Below are 17539 nucleotides of genomic sequence, written 5' to 3' on the forward strand. Positions count from 1 at the left end.
CGCTCAGGGTGGCAGTATCCCCGTTTCCACCAGCAAACCGGTGACGCCGGACCAGAAAATCTGTATGCCGATGCACAGCAGGATGAACGCCGACAGACGCAGCACCACCATCGTGCCGAGACGGCCCAGCAGGTTGACGATCTTGTTGGCCGAGCGATAGCACAGATACACCACCAGCGCGGTCAACGCCGAGCCAAGCGCCGCGCTGCCGATCGACATCACCCAATCCACCAGCCGCGCCGGCGTGTTCGCGCCCAAGGTAATCGATGCCGCGATGGTGCCCGGCCCGACCGTCAGCGGAAAGCTGATCGGATAAAAACTGCGCGCCTTGAGTTCTTCGTTCGATTCATCGTCATAGGTTTTGGCCACCTGCGTCGGGATCGAAGCCTCATGCTCGTTGTCGCCCAGCAGGCGCCAGCCCGACACCGCCACCAGGATGCCGCCGCCGACGCGCACGATGGGCAGTGAAATACCGAAAAAAGCCAGCACGTGCGAACCGATGAAGATCGCGCCGACCAGCATGAACCAGCAATTGATCGCTACCTGGCGGGCAACGCGGTTTTCGATCTGGCGCGGCACGTTGCCAAGCAGATTAGCGAATACCGGCGCCACCCCAAAGGGATTGAGGATGGGCAGCAAGGTCACCGGGATCAGCAGCACAGCTTTGAGAAAAATAATTAGCATCTGGGGCCTGTTAACATTCAATTTGCGAGATGCGAAAAACAAGGCAGGCGGTCGCCTGCACTTCCCATAGCGTAATGCAGGAGCGCCGCCAAATCAAACCGGCAGAAGCGGCATCGTCGGATTCCCGTCTAAACGCTTGCGCCCCGCAAACCACCATTAGCACCATTAGCACCATTAGCACCATTAGCACCATTGTTGCGCAGCGTGCGCCGCAACAGGAACGCGCCGATGCCGAAATTAAGCAGGTTCCACAGGATGCCGTTGACGAAGGCAACATGATAGGAACCGGTCAAATCGAAGATCTGACCCGACATCCAGCCGCCCAGGGCCATGCCCAGCATGGTGCACATGATGACCGCCCCGACCCGGCCGCCGGCTTCGGAGGCAGGGAAGTACTCACGCACGATGATCGCATAGGACGGCACGATGCCGCCCTGGAACAAGCCGAACAGCGCCGAAATCACATAGAGAGACGCCAGTCCGTCGAACGGCAGGAACAACAGCAGCGCAATGCCCTGCAATGCCGAACCGAGCAACAAGGTGCGCAAGCCGCCAATGCGATCGCAGATCAGGCCGGAAATCAGCCGGCTGACCACGCCGCAAGCCAGCATCAACGACAGCATCTGCGCACCGCGCGCGGCGCCATAACCGAGGTCGCCGCAATAGGCGACGATATGCACCTGCGGCATTGCCATTGCCACACAGCATGCCACGCCGGCCACGCACAACAACAACTGCGCCTTGTTCATCGCCAGGCCGAAAGGACGATCGGACGTCAGATTCATGCCGCCGCGCGAGGCCGCAACGGTCGCCACCGGCGGACGGCGGCGCATCAGCAGCGCGAGGCCGCCCATGACGATAAAACACACTACACCGAGCCCGAAATAGGTCTGGCGCCAGCCGACCGTATCGACGAAATGCTGCACAATCGGCGGCCAGATCGCGCCGCCCAGATAATTGCCGCTGGCGCACACAGCCACTGCGATGCCGCGCCGACGCACGAACCACAACGACGTATCGGCGATCAGCGGCGAAAACGTCGCCGAGCTGCCGCACAAGCCGATCAGCACGCCATGTGCGAGCGTAAACACGACAATGTTCGGCGCCATGCCGGCAACGATGAATCCCACGCCAAGGCAGACCGCGCCGACCAGCAGCGGAACCATCACACCGAAACGATCGGCCAGTTTGCCCATCAGCATGCCGCCGATGCCGAAACCGATCATACTCAGCGTGTACGGCATCGACGCCACGCCGCGCGCGACGCCGAATTCGGCCTGCACCGCCGGCAGCACCACGGCCACCACATACATGCCGCTGGCGCCGACCACCATCAGCACCAGCGTAATCAGCAGGCGCACGACGGCATAGGAAGAATCTGTTTCGGATGGGGGATGTGCTACGGGAGTTGAAATCACGCGCGGGTTCTCCGTCTCGTTTGTTGAGGTCTTGTCATGTCTCCTGCGGCTTCGGCGAGAATGGCCAATACGACAACACATTCATCAATTTAGCAGCGGAGCACAGCCTAACATGAGACGCCGACGCCTGCAGACAAGGGGGCCAAAGCAAAACCTCCGGGGAAAAATCCTCGGAATCAGATCAGGCGATAGCCGCTTTTCTCTTTTTTCTGGGCGATCTTCTGGATCATCTTGAAACCCGCTTCCTGATCGCTCACCACCGTCACGCGTCCGCCGCCGCGCGCTTGCGGCTTGCCGGTCCAGCTTTGCGTGACGATCCAGTCGCCCAGCAAATCCTGCGTCAGATCGGCGATGAAGATGCGCGCCGCATCCGGCTGCTCGGTGAAAAAATTCAGGCGCATCGGCCCGGTGACTGGCAGCATATGGGTAACGTTGTCGGCGGAATCGATCATGGCGCGATGAGAAAACAGGATAAATGAAAGAGTAAGCGAAAACGCCGGTCAGGACAAATTCGGCGCCAGCCAGCGTTCCACGTCCTCCTTGGCGACGCCGCGGCGCGCGGCCATGTCGGCGACCTGGTCGTCGCCGATCTTGCCGACCACGAAATACTTGGATTCCGGATGAGCGAAGTAGAAACCCGACACCGACGCGCCCGGGAACATTGCATACGATTCGGTCACGCTCATGCCGATTTCGTCGCATTGCATGACCTTGAAGGCATCGCCCTTGACCGTGTGTTCCGGGCAGGCCGGATAGCCGGCGGCGGGACGGATGCCGACGTATTTTTCCTTGATCAGCTCTTCGGCGCTGAGCGACTCCTGCGGCGCATAGCCCCACAAATCGGTGCGCACGCGCTCGTGCAGGTATTCGGCAAAGGCTTCGGCAAGACGGTCGGCCAGCGCCTTCAACATGATCGATGAGTAATCGTCGTGCGCGTCTTCAAAACGCTTTTCGTACTTCTCGATGCCGAGGCCGGCCGTCACCGCGAACATGCCGATGTAATCTGCGATGCCGGACTCCTTCGGTGCGATGAAATCGGCCAGGCACTGGTTCGGACGCGCCACGCCGTCGATCACCGGCTTTTCGGTCTGCTGGCGCACGCCGTAATAGGTCAGCGCCACTTGCGTGCGCGTCTCGTCGGTATAAATTTCGATGTCGTCGTCGTGGACGGTGTTGGCCGGCAACAGCGAGACAATGCCGTTGGCGGTCAGCCAGCGGCCGTCGATGACTTTTTTCAGCAGCGCCTGTGCTTCTTCGAATACCTTGCTGGCAGCCTCGCCCACTACTTCATCGGTCAAGATCGCAGGATACGGTCCGGCCAGATCCCAGGTCTGGAAGAACGGACCCCAGTCGATGTATTTCGCCAGCGTCGCCAGATCGACGTTCTTGAACACGCGCCGGCCGATGAACTTCGGTTTGACCGGGGCAAATTCCAGTTGCATCTTGTTGTCGCGCGCGGCGGCGATCGGCAGCAGCGGCACTGCTTTCTTGTTGGCGTGCTGCTCGCGGATGCGTGCGTAATCGGTCGCGATGTCGGCGACGTACTGGTCCTTTTGTTCGGGCGTGAGCAGCGACTGCGCTACCGCGACGGCGCGCGAAGCGTCCGGCACGTAGACCACCGGACCATCGTAATTCGGCGCGATCTTGACCGCTGTATGCGCGCGCGACGTGGTGGCGCCGCCGATCAGCAATGGCATCTTGAGGCCGCTGAAGTAACTGTCGCGCTGCATTTCCTTGGCGACGTACGCCATTTCTTCCAACGATGGCGTGATCAGGCCGGACAGGCCGATGATATCGGCGTTCTCTTCCTTGGCCTTGGCCAGGATCTGCGAGCACGGCACCATCACGCCCATGTTGACGACTTCGAAGTTGTTGCATTGCAGGACCACCGAGACGATGTTCTTGCCGATATCGTGGACGTCGCCTTTCACCGTGGCGATGACGATCTTGCCCTTGGGCTTGGCGACCACGCCGGTTTCCTGTTCGACCAGGCGCTTTTCTTCCTCGATGAAGGGAATCAGATGCGCCACCGCCTGCTTCATCACGCGTGCGGATTTCACAACTTGCGGCAGGAACATCTTGCCCTGGCCGAACAGGTCGCCGACGATGTTCATGCCGTCCATCAGCGGACCTTCGATCACATGGATCGGCCGGCCGCCGCTGTTGAGCAGATTCTGGCGCGCTTCTTCGGTGTCTTCGACGATCCATTGCGTGATGCCATGCACGAGGGCGTGCGCAAGGCGCTTATCGACCGGCTCACTGCGCCATTCCAGCGTTGCTTCTTCCTTCTTGTCGCCGGCCTTCAAGGTGGCGGCGATGTCGATCATGCGTTCGGTGGCGTCGGGACGCCGGTTCAGCACCACGTCTTCGACCGCCTCGCGCAAGTCGGCAGGCAAGTCGTCGTAGACGCCGATCATGCCGGCGTTGACGATGCCCATGGTCATGCCGGCCTTGATGGCGTGATACAGGAATACGGTATGGATGGCTTCGCGCGCCGGGTCGTTGCCGCGGAAGCTGAAGCTGACGTTGGACACGCCGCCGCTGATCTTGGCGTACGGCAGGTTCTGGTGGATCCAGCGCGTCGCTTCGATGAAGTCGACGGCGTAGTTGTTGTGTTCTTCGATGCCGGTCGCGACCGCGAAAATGTTAGGGTCGAAGATGATGTCTTCCGGCGGGAAGCCGACCTTGTCGACCAGCAGGCGATAGGCGCGCTCGCAAATCTCGATCTTGCGCTTGAACGTGTCGGCCTGGCCGACTTCATCGAACGCCATGACGATCACTGCGGCGCCGTAGCGGCGGCACAGCTTGGCTTCATGCAGGAATTTTTCCTCGCCTTCCTTCATCGAAATCGAGTTGACGATGGACTTGCCCTGCACGCATTTCAGGCCGGCTTCGATGACCGACCACTTGGACGAGTCGATCATGAGCGGCACGCGCGCGATGTCCGGCTCGGAGGCGATCAGGTTGAGGAAACGCGTCATGGCGGCGACCGAATCGAGCATCGCTTCGTCCATGTTGATGTCGATGATCTGGGCGCCGTTTTCGACCTGCTGGCGCGCAACGGCCAGCGCTTCGTCGTATTGCTCATTGAGGATCAGGCGCGCAAATGCCTTGGAACCGGTGACGTTAGTGCGTTCGCCGACGTTCACGTAGAGCGAGTCGTCGTTGATGATGAAAGGCTCCAGGCCGGACAGCAGCATCTCGTGCTTGCCTTCCGGAACCTTGCGCGGCGCGATGCTGGAGACGGTGTCGGCGATCGCCTTGATGTGCGCGGGCGTGGTGCCGCAGCAGCCGCCGGCGACGTTGACGAAGCCGCTTTCAGCGAAATCCTTCAATAGCGATGAGGTGACATCCGGGGTCTCGTCAAAGCCGGTATCGCTCATCGGATTGGGCAAACCCGCGTTCGGATAAATGCAGACGAAGGTGTCGGCGATCCTGGACAGTTCTTCCGCATAAGGACGCATCAGCGCCGCGCCCAGTGCGCAATTCAGGCCGACGGTCAGCGGTCTGGCGTGACGGATCGAATGCCAGAAGGCCGGCACGGTCTGGCCGGACAAGATGCGGCCCGAGGCGTCGGTGACGGTGCCGGAGATCATGATCGGCAGACGCGCTTTTCCCTTGGCCTCGGATTCTTCGAAGAAGGTGTCGATCGCGAACAGTGCCGCCTTGCAGTTGAGCGTGTCGAAAATGGTCTCGACCAGCAGCACGTCGGCGCCGCCTTCGACCAGCGCGCGCGTCTGCTCCAGATACGCAGCGACAAGCTGGTCGAACGTGACGTTGCGCGCAGCGGGATCGTTGACGTCGGGAGAAATCGACGCGGTCTTCGGCGTCGGTCCGAGCGCGCCGGCGACGAAGCGCGGCTTGTCGGGCGTCGAATACTTGTCGCAGGCGGCGCGCGCCAGCCTGGCCGACTGCACGTTCATCTCGTACACGAGATGCGCCATGTGGTAATCGTCCTGGGCCACGCCGGTGGCGCCGAAGGTATTGGTCTCGATCAGGTCGGCGCCGGCCGCCAGGTATTGCTCGTGGATTTCCTGGATGATGTGCGGCTGGGTCAGGCTGAGCAGTTCGTTATTGCCCTTGACGAACAATTCCTTGCCCGGCACGCTGAAGTCCTTGAAACGCTCGCCGCGATAATCTTCCTCCGTCAGTTTGTATTGCTGGATCATCGTCCCCATGGCGCCATCCAGAATCAGGATGCGCTGCGACAGCAGGTCACGCAACAGCAGTTCGGTTTGGGACAGATCGTTTGGCTTCATGGCGAGATTCTTCGGTGTGAAATAATGAGGACTTACGCAAAACCGCCCCGGCGTCGTTGTGCTTCCTGGCCGTACTGTCTTCGTCAGCACGCCCGGCCGGGACAATTTTGCGCAAGTCCTGATAATGCAAAAACCCGGACATTCAACATGCCGGGTTCATCAAATCGGTAAAGTCTTGAAATTATACGTGAAACGCCCGCAAAACCTTTGGTCGGCACCGCTGGCTTCTTCCGCAAACAACGCATACCCGAAACCCACAATGACACAGAAAATCCTGATCCTGACTGCCCTCGCCTCCGAACTGAACGGCGCCACCGCCCCGGCCGGGGTGGACGTCATCTATACCGGGGTCGGCAAGGTCAACGCCGCCTCCACCGCAACGGCAGCGATCCTGCAGCATCAGCCGCAACTGGTCATCAATTTCGGCACGGCGGGCAAGATCAATCCAAACGTTGACGGCCTGCTGGAAATCGCCAGCGTCATCCAGCGCGACATGCTCGCCATTCCGCTCGCCGAACGCGGCGTCACGCCCTTGTCGGACGAGCCGAGCAGCTATGCTTCCGGCCATGGCGACGCGCGCTGCGGGACGGGCGACAGTTTCGTCACGGCTGGCGATGCCTGGCTGACGGCGCAAGGCGTGGATGTTGTCGATATGGAACTATTCGCCATCGCCCATACCTGCCATCGGTATGGCGTGCCGTGGCGCGCCTTCAAGTTCATCACCGATACGGCCGACGACAATGCCGCCGACCACTGGAACGACAATGTACACCGTGGCGCCGACCTGTTCTGGGAACGCTTGCGCACGATGCTGACAGCGTAAATTCAAAATAGTATTCGAACCATTTCTCGACATTTTTCCGATATGTGCTGATTCTGCACATATCTTGTGACGCCGCGCTACTGTTGGCCCGCCGGCTGCTCGCCTATTCTTCGTCCTGTCGCTTATCAACCCAGGAGAGGAAAACATGTCGCACCCAACCATTCGCACCATCGCCGGCGCTTCCGCACCGGTTGCACTGCAAGCCGCCAGCACCGCGCTGCTGGTGATCGATTTCCAGAACGAGTACTTCAGCGGCAAGATGCCGATTCCCGACGGCATGGCGGCGCTGAACAACGCCAAACGCCTGATCGCTTTCGCCGACCAGCACAAAATTCCGGTGTTCCACGTCCAGCACGTCACGCCGGCAGGCACGCCGATCTTTGCTATCGACGGCGACACCGTGGCCATCCACAAGGACATCCGGCCCGCGCCTCACCATACCGTGGTGCAAAAAAGCTCGGTGAGCGTCTTCCCCACCACCGGCATCAAGACGCTGATCATTTCCGGCCTGATGACCCATGCCTGCGTCGCCGGCGCGGCGCGCGACGCGGTTCCCGCCGGTTACGACGTGATCGTCGCTGCCGATGCGTCGGCAACACGCGACATCGACGCCCCCGGTGGCGGCGTGATTGCCCATGACGTCTTGCATCGCACCGCATTGACGACGATTGCCGACACGTTCGGCGATGTGATCGGCACCGACGCCGTTCTCGAATTGCAAGTGCAGTAAAACCCCATGCCGGCGCTGCCGGAGTCAACCTTCAAGAGGATAGATATGAAACGTATTGCAACAGCATTGCTGTTCCTGGCCGCCGCCGGTGTCGCTGCCGGCAGCCTGGCGAACGACAACAAGAAAACTGGCAAGGCTGCCGTCCAGCCGCTGGTGTCCTTCCCGGCCGCCGATCTGAAATGGCGCGAACTGCCAGGCACCGGCGGCATCAAGGTCGCCGACGTGCGTGGCAGCATCACCGGCAAGGGGCCTTACGACGCCTTCGTGATTTTCCCTGCAGGCAAGGACAATCCGTATCACCTGCATACGCAGAACCTGCCGACCGTGGTGCTGAAGGGCACGTTCTACGCCGTAATCGACGGCGAGCGCATCGACTATCCGGCCGGTTCCTTCTATAACCTGCCGGCCAACATGCCGCACTACAGCGGTTGCGCCAAGGGTGAAGACTGCTTGCTGTTCCAGTACCAGGCCGACCATTTCGATCTGGTGCCGGTCGAGAAGAAGTAGTCCGCGCTTTCCGGCGGAAGCAAAAAAGGCTTCACCTTTACCGGTGAAGCCTTTTTTTATATTCGCGGCGCTCAGAACTCCCAGCGCGGCGTCGCATAGTAAGTCGCCAAGAAATCCACGAAGGCGCGCACCTTCGGCGACAGATGATGATTTTGCGGATACAGCACGTAAAGATCGCGCGACTGCAGGCGATACTCGGGCAGAACCTCCACCAGATCGCCGCGCTTCAGATCTTCATGTACGACAAAAGTGGCCGATGCCGTGATGCCCATCCCTGCGCGCGCGGCGGCGCAGACGATCAGGCCGGTATTGGCCTGGACATTACCGCTCAGGCTGACCAGTTGATCGTGTCCGTCGGGCCCGGTGAATACCAGTTCGGTGGTTTGCAACGCCAGCGAATACGCGAGGTAATTGTGTTGCAGCAAATCCTTAGGCTCGCGCGGCACACCGTGTTTTTTCAGATAGGCCGGCGAAGCCACCAGAGCCATGCCGCTGCTGATCAGACGTTTGGCGACCAGCGTCGAATCGGGCAAGGTGCGCGTGATGCGCAAACCGACATCGAACTCCTCGCTGATGAGGTCGACGAAGCGGTCGTTGCAGACCAGATCGACTTTCAGTTCGGGATACGCTTGTATGAATTGCGGCAGCCAGTTCGGTATTTCCAGCATGCCGAACACCATCGGCGCATTGATGCGCAATACGCCGGCGGGACGCGCCTGGTGGTGCGACACGACGCGCGTGGCGTCCTCGACCTGATCAATGATGTCGACGCAGCGCTGGTAATACACCTGCCCGACTTCGGTCAGCGAAAAACGACGCGTGGTCCGGTTGAGCAGTTGCGCTCCCAGCAACTCTTCCAACTGGCGCACCTGCCGCGATACCACCGTATGGGAGATATCCAGCACATCGGCCGCCGCCGAAAAGCCTCCGCTTTCCACCACACGCCTGTAGATGCGCATTGCCGCCAGTTGATCCATTCTTTCTCCGCGATCGTTGCCGCCTGCAACGGAAACTGCGTTATCGGAACACTCCATCCGTCAACGCAAAGCCTTTGAGAAATTCTGCCACCGGCAGGCGCTTGCCGCCAGGCTTTTGCAATTCCGTGACCTGCAGCACGCCTTTGCCGCAGGCGACTTTCACGCCGTCCTGCGCATTCGCGGCGAGCACGCTGCCGGGCGCGGCGGATGTGTTTTCCGCCAGCGCCCGCGCTTGCCACAGCTTCACCGTCACATCGCCGCACTGGGCCGACGCGCCCGGGAAAGGATTGAAGGCGCGAATCTTGCGCGCCAACACCTCGGCCGGTTGCGTGAAGTCGAGCGCAGCTTCTTCCTTGCTGACCTTGGCGGCATAATTGGCGCCCTCGTGCGGCTGCGGCGTGGCGGGCAAATCATTTTTCTCCAGCTTCTGCAGCGCCTCGACGATCATCTTGCCGCCCAGCGCCGCCAGCTTGTCGTGCAGGCTCCCGGTGGTGTCGGTCGCGGCGATCGGCAACGATTCGATCAGCAACATGGGGCCGGTGTCCAAACCTTCTTCCATCTGCATGATGGTCACGCCGGTCTCGTTGTCGCCGGCTTCGATGGCGCGATGGATGGGCGCGGCCCCGCGCCAGCGCGGCAGCAACGAGGCGTGGATGTTGATGCAACCCAGACGCGGGATATCGAGCACGCTGCGCGGCAAGATCAGGCCATACGCGGCGACGATCATGATGTCGTGCGGCGTGTTGCGCAGCAACGCGTGCGCCTCGCGCGCCACCTCGGGATACTTGCCGTCCAGGCGCAACGATACCGGCTGCGCCACCGGCGTGCCGTGCGCGATGGCGCATTGCTTGACCGGCGAGGCATGCAACTGCATGCCGCGGCCGGCAGGCCGATCGGGCTGAGTCAGCACCAGCGTGATCTCATGGCCTGCGGCGTACAGCGCTTCCAGCGCGACGGCGGCGAATTCAGGGGTTCCGGCGTAGATGATTTTCATGGCGTTGCTCGTTCATAGATGTCGTTTCTTGTGCGGCGCCCGGGCAAAGGCGAAGTCGTACAAGCAGTTCGGCAGCAGGCGCAACAGCTTGGCGACCACACCCATCTGCCACGGGATCACGCGATAGCTGGCACCGGCGGCGATGGTCCGCAAGGCGCGCGCGGCGAATTTTTCCACCGGCATCAGGAAGGGCATGCGGTAGTGATTGACCCGGGTCATCGGCGTCTCGATGTAGCCGGGCGCGATCGTCACCACCTTGATGCCGCTGGCGCGCAATTCGACGCGCAGCGATTCGCAATAGCTGATCACGGCAGCCTTGGAGGCACTATACGCCTCGGCGCCGGGCAGGCCGCGTATGCCGGCGACGCTGCCGATGCCGACCAGGCGGCAATCCTGCGGCCGTGGCTGCGCTTTCATGGCGGCGATGAAGGGATGGAAAGTAGCGACCGTTGCTGTCACGTTGGTGGCGATGATGCGTTCGAATACGGGGATGTCTTCCGCATATTCCGTCAGCGTGCCTTGCGAGATGCCGGCGTTGGCGATCACCACGTCGGCGCCACCGGCGGCCGCGAGAAAATCTTCCGCCGCCTGCTGCAAGACTGCATGATCGGTCACATCCAGCGCATAGATATAATGCCGCTCGGGATGATCCAGACCGGCGTGAATCTGCTCCAGCATGTCGCGGCGGCGCGCCGCCAGGCCCAGCACGGCGCCCTGCTTTGCATAGGCTTTGGCAAGGGCGGCGCCGATGCCGCTCGATGCGCCGGTAATGAAGACGCGCTGCATGGAATTCCCTTTGATCGATTCAACGCCATTCAATTGACGCGCCAATAAAAACGGTCCGTCCTCTCGCGAGCGACGGACCGGGTTCGGTACGGTGCGGCTTATTTCTTCTTTGCCGCCTTGATCGGTTCGGCCGGCTTGTCGCCGCCCTTCTCTGCGATCAACTTGGTCAGCAGGTGATCCATCACTTGCAGCGACGCGGCTTGCTGCATCGACTCCGGCTGATTAGCCATCGACGCGCCCGCAATCGACGGCGAAGTCAGGTAACGGCCATCGATGGCGATCGTCGGCACGCCGTCGATCTTGTACGATTCCTGCAACTGCGCGGCACGACGCACCTTGGTCTGCACGCCGAAGGAGTTGTACAGGTCGAGGAATTTCTGTTTATCGATGCCCTGCTTCTCGATGAATTCCAGGATGGTCTTGTCGGTATCGACGCGCTGGCGGTCAACGTGGATGGCCTGGAAAATCTTCGGATTCATTTCAGCGGTCTTGCCCATCGCTTCCAGCGTGTAATACAGCTTTTGCTGGGGAATGAAAGACTCGCGGAATGCCACTGGTACTTGCTTGAAGACAATCTTGTCGCCCTGCTTCTTGACCCACGCCGTCAGCGACGGATCGAAGGCCGCGCAATGCGGGCAGCTATACCAGAAGAATTCGGTGACTTCGACCTTCTTGCCGGAATCGGTAGGCTGGACTTGCTCCAGCGTACGATAATCGGTGCCGTTTTGCGGATTGGCGGGAGACGCGCCGGCCGAAACGGCCAGCAAACCCAGGCTGATGGCAGCGAGAGCATGACGGAACAAACGCATAAACTTAACCCCTTCTCAAGGTGTTCGACGATGAATATGATGGCGGGCCGCCACGCAATGACGAAAAAACCGGCCCTTATTTTGGTATGCGGACGATGGCTGCATCGACCCCGTTGTCAGACAATTTGCTCCGCATCCGGTTCACTGTCTCCTGCTGGGTGATCGGACCGATACGCACGCGATACAAAGTGCCGTTATCGGAGGGCCGTTCGCTGACCTTGGCTTCGAAACCGAGCAGGGCCAGCTTGGCGCGCGCGCTCTCGGCATCGGCCTGCTCGCGGAAGGCGCCAGTCTGCAGGAAATACGTCCACTTGTCGTCGGCCGCAGCATCAGACTTCGCGGTCTGATCCTTGGCTGCCTGGTCCTTGACCGGCTTGTCCTTGGCGGCATCAGCCGCCTTCGGCGTCGGCGCTGGCGCCGGCACAACGTCGGGCTTCTTGACTTCAGGCGCCGGCTTGTCCTGCTCGGCATCCTTGGGCGCTGCCGGCGCCGGCGGGGCTTCCTTGGCGGTGTCCTTGTTGCCGTACAGCGGCTTGTTGGGATCGGCCGCCTGGCCCGGCGACAGTTCGGTGCGCTCCTGCTTGGTCACCTTGTTGACGAAAGGAATCGGCGACTTGGTGATCATCAGGGCCACGACCACGGCTATGCCGAGACCGACGATGAGACCGAGGATCAGACCGAGGAAAGTGCCGCCGGCCTGCTTGCGTAAAATCGGATGGTGTTGTTTCACTTGTGTATTCATCGACAGGGTTACATTCTTGACGGAGCGGAGACGCCGATCAGTGCCAGGCCGTTGCGCAACACCTGGCGGGTTGCGCTCATGAGCGCCAGACGCGCCATTTTGGTTGGGACATCATCAACCAGCACGCGTTCAGCATTGTAGTAGCTATGCAATTCGCCTGCCAGATCGCGCAGGTAAAAGGCGACCTGATGCGGCCCCAGTTCCTGCAGGGCATGCGCCAGCGCTTCCGGATACTCGGCCAGCTTGGCCAGCAGGCTGACCTCGCGCGGTGCGGTCAGCGGCGACAGGTCGGATACCTGGCCCAGCGCTGCTTCATCGCCGCCCCATTGGCTCAGCACCGAACAAATACGCGCATGAGCGTATTGCACATAGTAGACCGGGTTTTCGTCGTTGCGCGTCAGGGCGACGTCGACATCGAACACGAATTCGCTGTCGGCCTTGCGCGAGATCAGGAAGAAACGCACGGCGTCGCGGCCGCGGGTCAGATCGGCCGCCCCGCCGCCTTCGGCCTCATTTGCCTCATTGCTGCCGTTGGACCATTCGATCAGGTCGCGCAACGTGACATAGGAACCGGCGCGCTTGGAGATCTTGACCTCTTCGCCGTTTTTCATCACGGTGACCATCTTGTGCAGCACATAGTCGGGATAGCCTTGCGGGATACCGACATTGGCCGCCTGCAAGCCGGCGCGCACGCGCGCGATGGTGCCGTGATGGTCGCTGCCCTGGATGTTGATGACCTTGCCGTAGCCGCGCTGCCATTTGGTGATGTGGTAAGCGACGTCGGGCACGAAGTAGGTATAGGTGCCGTCCGACTTCCTCATGACGCGATCCTTGTCGTCGCCATAGTCGGTGGTGCGCAGCCAGAGCGCGCCGTCCTGCTCGTAGGTCTTGCCGGCCTTGATGAGAGCGTCGACGGCGGCCGCGACCTTGCCTTCGGTGTAAAGCGAGGATTCGAGATAGTAATTGTCGAACTTGACCCCGAAGGCCTGCAAATCGAGGTCTTGCTCGCGACGCAGGTAAGCGACGGCGAAGCGGCGGATCGATTCGATGTCGTCGACGTCGCCGCTGGCGGTGGCCGGCTCGCCATCGCTGGCGGAGACGGTTTTCTTCGCCTTGAAATCTTCCGCGATGTCGGCGATGTAATCGCCGTTATAAGCCGATTCCGGCCAGCCGGCATCGCCCGGCTTGAAGCCCTTGGCGCGCGCCTGCACGGAAGTCGCCAGCGTGGCGATCTGCACGCCGGCGTCGTTATAGTAGAACTCGCGCGTGACGTCGTAGCCCTGCGATTGCAGCAAGGCCGACATGGCGTCGCCGAGCGCGCCCTGGCGGCCGTGGCCGACATGCAGCGGACCGGTCGGATTGGCCGAGACGAATTCGACCAGCACCTTCTTGCCTTCGCCGGCATTGCTCCGGCCGTATTGCACGCCTTCGGCCAGGACCGCCTTCACCACCGCCTGCTTGGCGGCTGCGGCCACGCGCAGGTTGATGAAGCCGGGACCGGCGATGTCCGCCGAAGCGATCAGTTCTGCGCTGCCGGGCTGGGCCAGCACGGCGTCGACCAGCGCCTGCGCCAGTTCGCGCGGATTTTTCTTGAGCGGCTTGGCCAGTTGCATGGCCAGGTTGCAGGCGATGTCGCCGTGCGACGGGTCGCGCGGGCGTTCCAGCGTGATCGTCGGCGTCAGGCCGGTGCCGGCGACCAACGGCGCCACGGCGGTCTGGAATAATTCGGTGATGCGTTGTTTTTGTTGGGCAAGCATGGGAACAGATGGGGTAGGCGGCACACGCCGCACTTTGAACTATAAACCCCGGATTATACCGGCTTGCCGCCCTCGGATTGAAGGCGATCTTTCCGCCCGCTCAGATTGCCGGCTGCGCCGACGGCAATTGCGCCTGGCGATAAAGATGCAAGATTCGCAACATGCAGCCCAGCGAGACGCCAATGAACAGGCCGTAAAGCAAACCGACCGTCGCCGTGAACAACCTCCCCTGGACGTAGCCGGAATGCAGCGCGTGCAACACGCCTACCGTGTATTTGACGGCGAAGACGGCGATCATCATCGACAGCGGGAGCCAACTGCCGCGCAGAAAAACGGTGCCGCGCTCCGGATGCGGCACCGCGCCGGTGCGCCCGGCCGCAGACCAACTCCAGGCGCCGCTGCCCAATGCCGCCAGCAAGGCCCAAACCCAGTGGGGCGTATGAACGACGATCTGCTGCAACATGGCGTCTCCTGAACGGCAAAGTGGGAAGGAATGCCGCCATGCTAGGCAATCGCCTGGGATTTCCCCAACGATATGCGACCAAAAGCCGGATTGCGGTAAATAGCCGCCGGTTTGATGCGATGAACGGCCAAAGCTGCGGCGTCAGCGCAGATCGTGAACAAGTTCTCAGATATCGACCGGATCGACTTCGAGCGACCACTTGGCGCGCGTCTTCATTTGCCGCAAGATGGCCATCCAATCGCGCAGGAAGGCCTGCAAGGCCGGACGCGAGGCGCATTCAACCAGCAACTGGGCGCGCTCGACGTTGGCCACGCGCGTCATGGTCATCGGGATCGGGTCGTTGATGGTGATGCCGGAATGTTCCATGCATGCGGCGGCGTCCTTCAGGAAGGCCAGCGCAACGTCGAGCTCGCCGGCTTCCGCGCGCAGCAGCGCCTGGTAGATGAACGGCGGCAACGCTGCCTGCTGGCGCTCTTCCAACAGTTGCGTGGCGAAACCGTCATAATCGTGCGCCGCCACCGCGCCGTACAGCGGATGGTGCGGATAGCGGCTCTGGATCAGCACCTCGCTGGGACTGCCGCCCTCCTTCCGGCCGGCCCTGCCGGCGCGGCCGGCAACCTGCATCAGTTGCGCGAACAGGCGCTCGCTGGCGCGATAGTCGTGCGAAAACAAGGCGGTGTCCGGATTCATCACGCCGACCAGCGTCAGACGCTTGAAGTCGTGCCCCTTGGCGACCATTTGCGTGCCGATCAGGATATCGACGTCGCCGCGATGCACGCTGTCGAAGGCAGTCTGTGCAGACCCTTTAAGGCGCGTCGAATCGGCGTCGATGCGCAGAATGCGTGCCTCCGGGAACATTGCCTGCAAACCTTCCTCGACGCGCTGCGTACCGCGTCCCAGCGGCTGCAAGTCGACGTTGCCGCACGTCGGACAGGCTTTGGGGATGTACAGTTCGAGGCTGCAATGGTGGCAACGCAGGCGCCGCTCCGGTTTGTGCAGCACCATGAACGAGGTGCAGCGCATGCAGTTGCTGATCCAGCCGCAGGCGTCGCAACTCAGCACCGGCGCATAGCCGCGCCGGTTCAGGAACAACAACGATTGCTCGCCGCGCTCCAGGCGCAGCTTCAGCGCCGCGACCAGCGTCGAGGTCAGGCCGTCGTTGGGACGGTCGCGTTCCATGTCGATCATTTTTACCGTCGGCAGGACGGCGTCGCGCACCGCACGCTCGCGCAGTTGCAGCTTGCGGTAGCGCCCGGCCTGGGTGTGCTGCCAGGTTTCCAGCGACGGCGTGGCCGAACCCAGCACCACGGGTATGCCCAATTGATGCGCACGCCATACCGCGAGATCGCGCGCGGAATAGCGCAAGCCTTCCTGTTGCTTGTAGGACGGATCGTGCTCTTCGTCGATTACGATCAGCTTCAGGTGCGGCAGCGAGGACAGGATCGCCAGCCGCGTGCCGAGCACGATGCGCGCCTGGCCCTCGTGCGCCGCCAGCCAATTGAGAGTGCGCTCGCCTTCGGCCAAGCCGCTGTGCAGGCTGACCACATGCACGCCGGGAAAGCGCGCGCGGATGTTCGATTCAAGTTGCGGCGTCAGGTTGATTTCCGGCACCAGCACGAGGATCTGCGCCGTCTCGCCGGCGGCTTCGCTCTGTGCCAGGATGCGCGCCGCAGCCTGCAGGTAGACCTCGGTCTTGCCGCTGCCGGTGACGCCATACAGCAGCAGCGGCGCGAAGCCTTGCGCGCTGGCGATGACATCGACCGCTTCTTGCTGTTCGGGCTTCAGTTGGGGCGTGTTGACGGGATTGCCGTCATGGCCGGCGTCGGACTTGGCCAATTTCTTGAGTGCGCGATCCAGCGCGGTGGTGGTCAGGGTGCGCAAGTTCTTGGGCAGGCCGGGCAAGGCCACTTCGCCCAAAGGACGCTGGTAATAGTCGGCTGCAAAGTTGCACAAAGCCAACCATTGCGGCGGCAACGGCGCCAACTGGCTGCGCACGGCGATCACGTCTTTGAGCTTGTCTTCAGGCACATCGGTCTGCTCGACAACGCCGATGATCAGACCTGCGACTTCGCGACGACCAAAGGGCAAGATCGCCAGTTGTCCAACCTGGGGAATCGCCTCGTCGCCGCTGCGGCGCCAACGATAGTCGAAGGTTCTGTCAAGCGGCGTATCGAGAGCGATCTGGAGAATGCGTTGTTCCACGAACTTAATGTGATTCCTGAAAAGATGACCTAACTAACGGTTTCATAACTACTTTTTCAACTATCCACAAATCCTGTGGATAACTTTGTGGGCAACTCGACCTTGACAGCCCTTTTCCCAGTCTGGATGCGGGTTTCAATAAATTGCCCAAATCGAAAGCAGAAATTAATTCGTTTAAAATCAATAAGTTATAAAAACACGACTAAGGACGAAAAATTTATTTTTAAATTTTTATTATTGCCGCGCACAAAAGCATTTTTGTGCATAAGTCCAATTTCTCCGCACCGAAACGGCATCGCTTCAAGATCATCTGCACTACTTTCCGTCAAGAAAAATTTGTCGGCAAGCATCCGACGGCGACGTAAGATTCCTTGCGCATTGCTCAAGT

General features: G+C 61.1%; 15 protein-coding genes. 3 read left to right on the forward strand and 12 right to left on the reverse strand.

Annotated elements, in window-relative coordinates; translation table 11 throughout:
• Positions 1–3: 3 nt before the first annotated feature.
• The 4 genes from RV1423_RS10440 to metH all read right to left on the reverse strand — a co-directional run bounded on the left by RV1423_RS10440 (position 4) and on the right by metH (position 6361).
• Positions 4–684, reverse strand: a complete 681-nt coding sequence (locus RV1423_RS10440) for a MarC family protein (protein ID WP_034296188.1) — start codon at positions 682–684, stop codon at positions 4–6.
• Positions 685–812: 128 nt separating this feature from the next.
• On the reverse strand, positions 813–2018 hold the full coding sequence (locus tag RV1423_RS10445) for an MFS transporter (RefSeq protein WP_306409268.1): 1206 nt from the start codon (positions 2016–2018) through the stop codon (positions 813–815).
• A 260-nt stretch (positions 2019–2278) separates the two neighbouring features.
• Entirely contained in the window at positions 2279–2554 is a 276-nt protein-coding gene (locus tag RV1423_RS10450) for a WGR domain-containing protein (RefSeq protein WP_034296196.1), read from the reverse strand.
• 48 nt (positions 2555–2602) lie between these two features.
• Positions 2603–6361, reverse strand: a complete 3759-nt coding sequence (gene metH / locus RV1423_RS10455) for a methionine synthase (RefSeq protein ID WP_034296199.1) — start codon at positions 6359–6361, stop codon at positions 2603–2605.
• 259 nt (positions 6362–6620) lie between these two features.
• Here metH and RV1423_RS10460 point away from each other — a divergent pair, with 259 nt between their 5' ends.
• The 3 genes from RV1423_RS10460 to RV1423_RS10470 all read left to right on the forward strand — a co-directional run bounded on the left by RV1423_RS10460 (position 6621) and on the right by RV1423_RS10470 (position 8421).
• Positions 6621–7184 carry a 5'-methylthioadenosine nucleosidase gene (locus RV1423_RS10460; protein ID WP_034296202.1) on the forward strand — a complete coding sequence of 188 codons (564 nt, stop codon included), beginning with the start codon at positions 6621–6623 and terminating at the stop codon, positions 7182–7184.
• A 145-nt stretch (positions 7185–7329) separates the two neighbouring features.
• On the forward strand, positions 7330–7914 hold the full coding sequence (locus tag RV1423_RS10465; protein WP_034296205.1) for a cysteine hydrolase family protein: 585 nt from the start codon (positions 7330–7332) through the stop codon (positions 7912–7914).
• 45 nt (positions 7915–7959) lie between these two features.
• Positions 7960–8421 carry a cupin domain-containing protein gene (locus RV1423_RS10470; protein WP_034296208.1) on the forward strand — a complete coding sequence of 154 codons (462 nt, stop codon included), beginning with the start codon at positions 7960–7962 and terminating at the stop codon, positions 8419–8421.
• Between the two features lie 71 nt (positions 8422–8492).
• Here RV1423_RS10470 and RV1423_RS10475 read toward each other — a convergent pair whose 3' ends face one another.
• From RV1423_RS10475 to RV1423_RS10510, 8 genes are all read right to left on the reverse strand, one after another.
• A complete protein-coding gene (locus RV1423_RS10475; protein WP_034296210.1) occupies positions 8493–9398 on the reverse strand; it encodes a LysR family transcriptional regulator in 906 nt (301 codons plus the stop codon).
• Between the two features lie 40 nt (positions 9399–9438).
• Positions 9439–10392, reverse strand: a complete 954-nt coding sequence (gene fmt / locus RV1423_RS10480) for a methionyl-tRNA formyltransferase (RefSeq protein ID WP_034296213.1) — start codon at positions 10390–10392, stop codon at positions 9439–9441.
• Between the two features lie 12 nt (positions 10393–10404).
• Positions 10405–11178, reverse strand: coding sequence for an SDR family oxidoreductase (locus RV1423_RS10485; RefSeq protein ID WP_155835076.1), 774 nt, complete (start codon positions 11176–11178; stop codon positions 10405–10407).
• Between the two features lie 98 nt (positions 11179–11276).
• Positions 11277–11987: a thiol:disulfide interchange protein DsbA/DsbL gene (locus tag RV1423_RS10490; RefSeq protein ID WP_034296218.1), complete on the reverse strand. Its 711-nt coding sequence runs from the start codon at positions 11985–11987 to the stop codon at positions 11277–11279.
• Between the two features lie 76 nt (positions 11988–12063).
• Positions 12064–12729, reverse strand: a complete 666-nt coding sequence (locus RV1423_RS10495; RefSeq protein ID WP_051516619.1) for an SPOR domain-containing protein — start codon at positions 12727–12729, stop codon at positions 12064–12066.
• An 8-nt stretch (positions 12730–12737) separates the two neighbouring features.
• A complete protein-coding gene (argS, locus tag RV1423_RS10500; RefSeq protein ID WP_034296225.1) occupies positions 12738–14486 on the reverse strand; it encodes an arginine--tRNA ligase in 1749 nt (582 codons plus the stop codon).
• A 100-nt stretch (positions 14487–14586) separates the two neighbouring features.
• Entirely contained in the window at positions 14587–14949 is a 363-nt protein-coding gene (locus RV1423_RS10505) for a hypothetical protein (protein WP_051516620.1), read from the reverse strand.
• Positions 14950–15114: 165 nt separating this feature from the next.
• On the reverse strand, positions 15115–17151 hold the full coding sequence (locus RV1423_RS10510) for a primosomal protein N' (RefSeq protein ID WP_034296227.1): 2037 nt from the start codon (positions 17149–17151) through the stop codon (positions 15115–15117).
• Positions 17152–17539 lie beyond the last annotated feature (388 nt).

This window comes from Herbaspirillum sp. RV1423, from assembly GCF_000577615.1.
Lineage (GTDB): Bacteria > Pseudomonadota > Gammaproteobacteria > Burkholderiales > Burkholderiaceae_D > Herbaspirillum.